The organism is Actinomadura logoneensis (assembly GCF_003428695.1).
In the GTDB taxonomy this organism is placed as follows: domain Bacteria; phylum Actinomycetota; class Actinomycetes; order Streptosporangiales; family Streptosporangiaceae; genus Spirillospora; species Spirillospora logoneensis.
In genome coordinates, this window is record NZ_QURH01000093.1 from 1 (window position 1) to 4589 (window position 4589).

The 4589-nt window shown below is 73.5% G+C and carries 4 protein-coding genes; 3 read left to right on the top strand and 1 reads right to left on the bottom strand.

The genetic code is table 11. The features are described from left to right. Positions 1–194: 194 nt before the first annotated feature. Positions 195–515, top strand: coding sequence for an SH3 domain-containing protein (locus DZF91_RS04430; protein WP_117356219.1), 321 nt, complete (start codon positions 195–197; stop codon positions 513–515). Between the two features lie 761 nt (positions 516–1276). Here DZF91_RS04430 and DZF91_RS04440 read toward each other — a convergent pair. Beyond that, positions 1277–1876 carry a TetR/AcrR family transcriptional regulator gene (locus DZF91_RS04440; RefSeq protein ID WP_199486407.1) on the bottom strand — a complete coding sequence of 200 codons (600 nt, stop codon included), beginning with the start codon at positions 1874–1876 and terminating at the stop codon, positions 1277–1279. 123 nt (positions 1877–1999) lie between these two features. On the opposite strand from DZF91_RS04440, the gene DZF91_RS04445 reads away from it, so the two are divergent. Continuing rightward, complete coding sequence (locus DZF91_RS04445; RefSeq protein ID WP_117356222.1) at positions 2000–3619, top strand: MDR family MFS transporter; 1620 nt, start codon at positions 2000–2002, stop codon at positions 3617–3619. 234 nt (positions 3620–3853) lie between these two features. Beyond that, the coding region (locus DZF91_RS04450) for an NB-ARC domain-containing protein (protein WP_235834079.1) at positions 3854–4589 on the top strand (736 nt) is incomplete at its 3' end.

Here is a 4589-nt window from a genome sequence, read left to right on the forward strand (position 1 = left end):
GGCCGGGGTGCCCGGTCGGCGCGGCGCGGCGCGCGGGCGGTGCGCGGGCGGTGCGCGGTGACGACCCGGAACGCGCGTCCCGACGTGCGATGACCCTGGCCCCGGAGGACGGGTCGGGTGGTCCTCCGGGGCCGGGGCCGCCGCACGGGCGGCACTCTTTCCAACGATTCCCCGCCGACGCGAAGGAGCGAACCATGCAGCCCTGGCAGCTTGCCGCCGTGGCCGTGCCGCTGATCACGTTCTCGATGCTGCCCCTGGGACGGGCGGACGCGAACGCGACCGCCGCGTCCCGCCCGGCCCGGACGTGCCACTACGACGTGGTCCACGTGCGGAAGGGCCATCGGCTGAACGTCAGGTCCGGCGCGGGACGGCGCCACCGGGTGGTGAACACGCTGTCTCGCCATGCCAGGCGGGTGCCCGGCGACTGCCGCAAGGGCCACCGCTGGGTCCACGTCCACCCGCGGAAGGGCGCGTCGGGCTGGTCGCTCGGCCGCTACCTGAAGTGGGTCCACTAGCTCCCCTGGAAGTCCGGTCGGCCGGGGGTGGGCCCGGCCGACCGGACGTGGGGGCGCCGAGAACGTTCCAGGCCGGGTGCGCGCCGCGCGTCCGCTCACCGGACGTGGGGGCGCCGAGAACGTTCCAGGCCGGGTGCGCGCCGCGCGTCCGCTCCAGCGTGGACGGCTGGGGTGCTCGGTCCGGGGTGCGCGGCGCGGCGTCCCGGCCTGGAACACCCGTCCGGGCGCCCCGGTCGCGCGCGGCTCGCGGGTCGCGAGCACGGCCGGCCCGTCGACCATGGCGCGCACCTGCTACTACAACGTCCACTCGCCCCACCGTTACGTGGACGTGTGGAAGCGCCTGGCGCGCTCGGGGCCGGTGCCGTTCCGCGCGACCGACCCGGTTCGGACGGGGAACCGGGATCTCCCTTCGGGGCACGCGGCGCGGGCGGTCCGGAGCGTTGCCCCACGGTGAAAGACCCCGGCCCCGGAGGACGGATCGGGTGGTCCTCCGGGGCCGGGGCCGCCTGGCGTCCCCCTTGCCGTACGGCGCGCCGGGCGGCCGGCCGTCCGGGCCCGGTCACGAGGGGCCCGGACGGTCAGCTCTGTCCGGACCGGACCACCGGACTCGGCCGAACCACCGGACCGATCCGGCCACCGGACCGATCCGCCCACCGAGCCGAAGGCCGGGAGCGGTGCGGACGTGAGCCGGTCCGCGGAGGCGGCCGTCGCGGACCGGGCCATTGTATGAGAACTTGCGCAATCGCGTAAGTGTCGGGGTGTCAGCTCGCGGGACGCTCTTCCCGCTCGGCCGCCCGCCGGCCGCGGTCGGCTCCGCCGATCAGCTCCATGGCGATCTCCAGTGCGGCCTCGTGCCGCTCGTCGTCGGAGATGTCCATGTCGTGGGCCAGGAACACGCTGGTGTGCAGCGCCATGATGGACACCCGGGCGCGGAGCTGGTCGATCACGGTGTCCCGGTCGTCCGCCAGGACGCGGGCGAGGGTGCGGAAGCGGGCGCGGGCGTCCTCGCCGGGCTTCAGGTCGCGGATCTCCTGCTGGTTCTGGGACATGAAGCGCATGAGGTCGCCGGCCGGGCCGCGGAGCAGTTCGGCGTAGCGCTCGAGGACCTCCACCCGGTGCTCGCGGGTCATCGGCTCGGTGCGCGCCCAGGCGACCAGTTCGTCGACCTTCTCGCCGAACTCGTCGAAGAGGCTGGCGATGATGTCCTCTTTGGTCTTGAAGTGGTAGTAGAGGGCGGCCTTGGTGACGCCGAGGCGTTCGGCGATCTCCCGCAGCGAGGTCTTCTCGTAGCCCTGCTCGGCGAACAGCTCCAGCGCGACCCTGCGGATCTGCTCCCGGGTGTCGCCTCGTCGTCCGCCCATGATTACTCCCATGCCCCTGAAACTTACTTGACGACCGGCTAGTTGGAAGCCTACCGTACGACAGGTAAGGAAACTAGCCGGACGGCAAGTAAGTAAGAACCCGTCCTCCAGGGGAGACTAGCGATGTCGCAGGCAGGAAACGGGCAGGCCGCGCCGCCCGCCGCGGGCGGACCGGGGCAGGCCCCGGCGGCGGGTGACGCCAACAGCCAGCGCCAGATCTACATCGGCATCTTCGGGCTCATGCTCGGCATGTTCCTGGCGATGCTCGACAACCTGATCGTCGGCACCGCGCTGCCGACCATCGTCGGCGACCTGGGCGGGCTCGCCCACCTGTCGTGGGTCGTGACCGCCTACGCGCTGGCCGCCGCCGCCTCGACCCCCATCTGGGGCAAGCTCGGCGACCTGTACGGCCGCAAGGGCATGTTCATGTCCGCGATCGTGATCTTCCTGGTCGGGTCGATGCTGTCCGGCCTGGCGCAGAACATGGCCGAGCTGATCGGCTTCCGGGCGCTGCAGGGCCTCGGCGCGGGCGGCCTGATGGTCGGCGCGATGGCGATCATCGGCGACCTCGTCCCGCCCCGCGAGCGCGGCAGGTTCCAGGGGATGATCGGCGGGATGATGCCGGTCGCGTTCGTCGGCGGCCCGCTGCTCGGCGGCTTCCTCACCGACCACTTCAGCTGGCGCTGGGCGTTCTACGTGAACGTCCCGATCGGCGCGGTCGCGCTGCTGGTCACCGGGTTCGGCATGCACCTGCACTCCCGCCGCGTCAAGGCGAGGATCGACTTCATCGGCGCGGCGCTGCTGACCGTCGGCGTCGTCTGCGTCACCCTGGTCGCCAGCTGGGGCGGCGTCGAGTACCCGTGGGCGTCGGCGCAGATCGTCGGCCTCGGCGTCACGGGCGTCGTCGCGCTGGCGGTGTTCGTGTTCGCCGAGACCCGCGTCCCCGAGCCGATCCTGCCGATGCGCCTCTTCCGCAGCCGCAACTTCACCGCCGCGCAGATCCTCAGCTTCCTGGTCGGCGGCGCGATGTTCGGCGCGGTCAACTTCCTGCCGCAGTACATGCAGAACGTCCAGGGCGCGTCCCCGACCAACAGCGGCCTGCTGCTGCTCCCGCTGATGTTCGGCATGCTCGCGGTGATGCTGACCACCGGCCAGCTCATCACCCGCAACGGCCGCTACCGCGTGTACCCGATCATCGGCGGCGCGGTGCTCACCGGCGGGATGCTCGTGCTGCTGATGCTGACCGTCCACACCTCGCTGGCGATGAGCTCCTTCATGACGCTGGGCGTCGGCCTGGGCATGGGTTTCATCATGCAGATCAGCATGCTGGTCACGCAGAACAGCGTCGAGCTGCGCGACATGGGGGCGGCCAGCGGCGCGGTCACCCTGTTCCGCACCATCGGCGGCTCCCTCGGCGTCGCCCTGCTCGGCTCGATCTACACCCACCGGCTGGAGGGCGCGCTCGGCGACCACCTCGGCGCCGCGGCCGCCCACAAGATCGTCTCCGGTGGCGGGCACTTCACCCCGGAGAAGCTGAAGACGCTCCCCGCCAACGTCCGCGACGCGTTCGAGGCGGGCGTCACCAGCGGTCTGCACGGGGTCGCGATCGGCGGCGCGGTCCTCGCGGCGCTGGCCTTCGTCGCGGCGTGGTTCATCAAGGAGGTCCCGCTGCGGGGCTCCGGCCCCGGCGCGAAGAGCGCCGCCGCGGAGGAGACTGCGGTCGACACCGTCCCCGCCCACTGACCCGGCAGCACCTCCCGCCTCCTGACGAGTCCGCCCCCTGACGAGTCCGCCCCCTGACGAGCCCGTCCCGGCCTCCGGGACGGGCTCGTCGGCGTCCGACACGGGTCCGCGGCCGTCCACCGGCGGGTGTGTGAGTCATGGGTGTCCCCGAGGTGCGGCGCGGTTGACAGTCGGTCAAGGGCGGGCGACCCTCCGGGGGTGAGGCAGGATGGCGCCCACCCGCCGGAGGGTCCCGTGAACGACTTCACCGGGGACGTCACCGGGCCCGTGATCCAGGTCGGCGAGTTCAAGGGCGTCGTCAACCTGGCCGCCGCGGGACGCGAGCCGCTCCGGCCGCGCCAGCTGCCCGCGCCCGCGACGCTGGTGAACCGGACCGACACCCTCGCGGAGCTCGACCGCCTCCGGCCGGATCCGGACGGGCCGGGTGTCACGGCCGTGCTGAGCGGCCCGCCGGGCATCGGCAAGACGACCGTCGCGCTGCACTGGGCGCACCGGCGGCACGGCGACTTCCCCGACGGCCAGCTCTACGCCGACCTGCGCGGGCACGCGCCGGTCGAACCCGCCCTGCCCGCCGACGTGCTCGGCGGGTTCCTGCGCGCCCTCGGCGTCCCGTTCGACCGCATCCCGGTCGAGCTCGGGGAGCGCGCCGCCCTGTACCGGTCGATGTCGGCGGACCGCCGGGTCCTGGTCGTGCTGGACGACGCGCTCTCGGCCGCGCAGGTGACGCCGCTGCTCCCGGCCTCGCCGGGCAGCCTCGCGCTGGTCACCAGCCGGTGGCGGCTCACCGGGCTGCTGGCGCGCGGCGCGCGCGGCATCCGGATCGGCCCGCTGGGCGCCGACGCGGCGCTCCGGCTGCTCGACCTCGTGGTGGGCGGGGAGCGGCTGGGGCGCGAACCCGACCACGCCCGGCGGCTGGCGGAGCTGTGCGCCGGTTCGCCGCTCGCGCTGACGGTGGCCGCCGCGCGCCTGG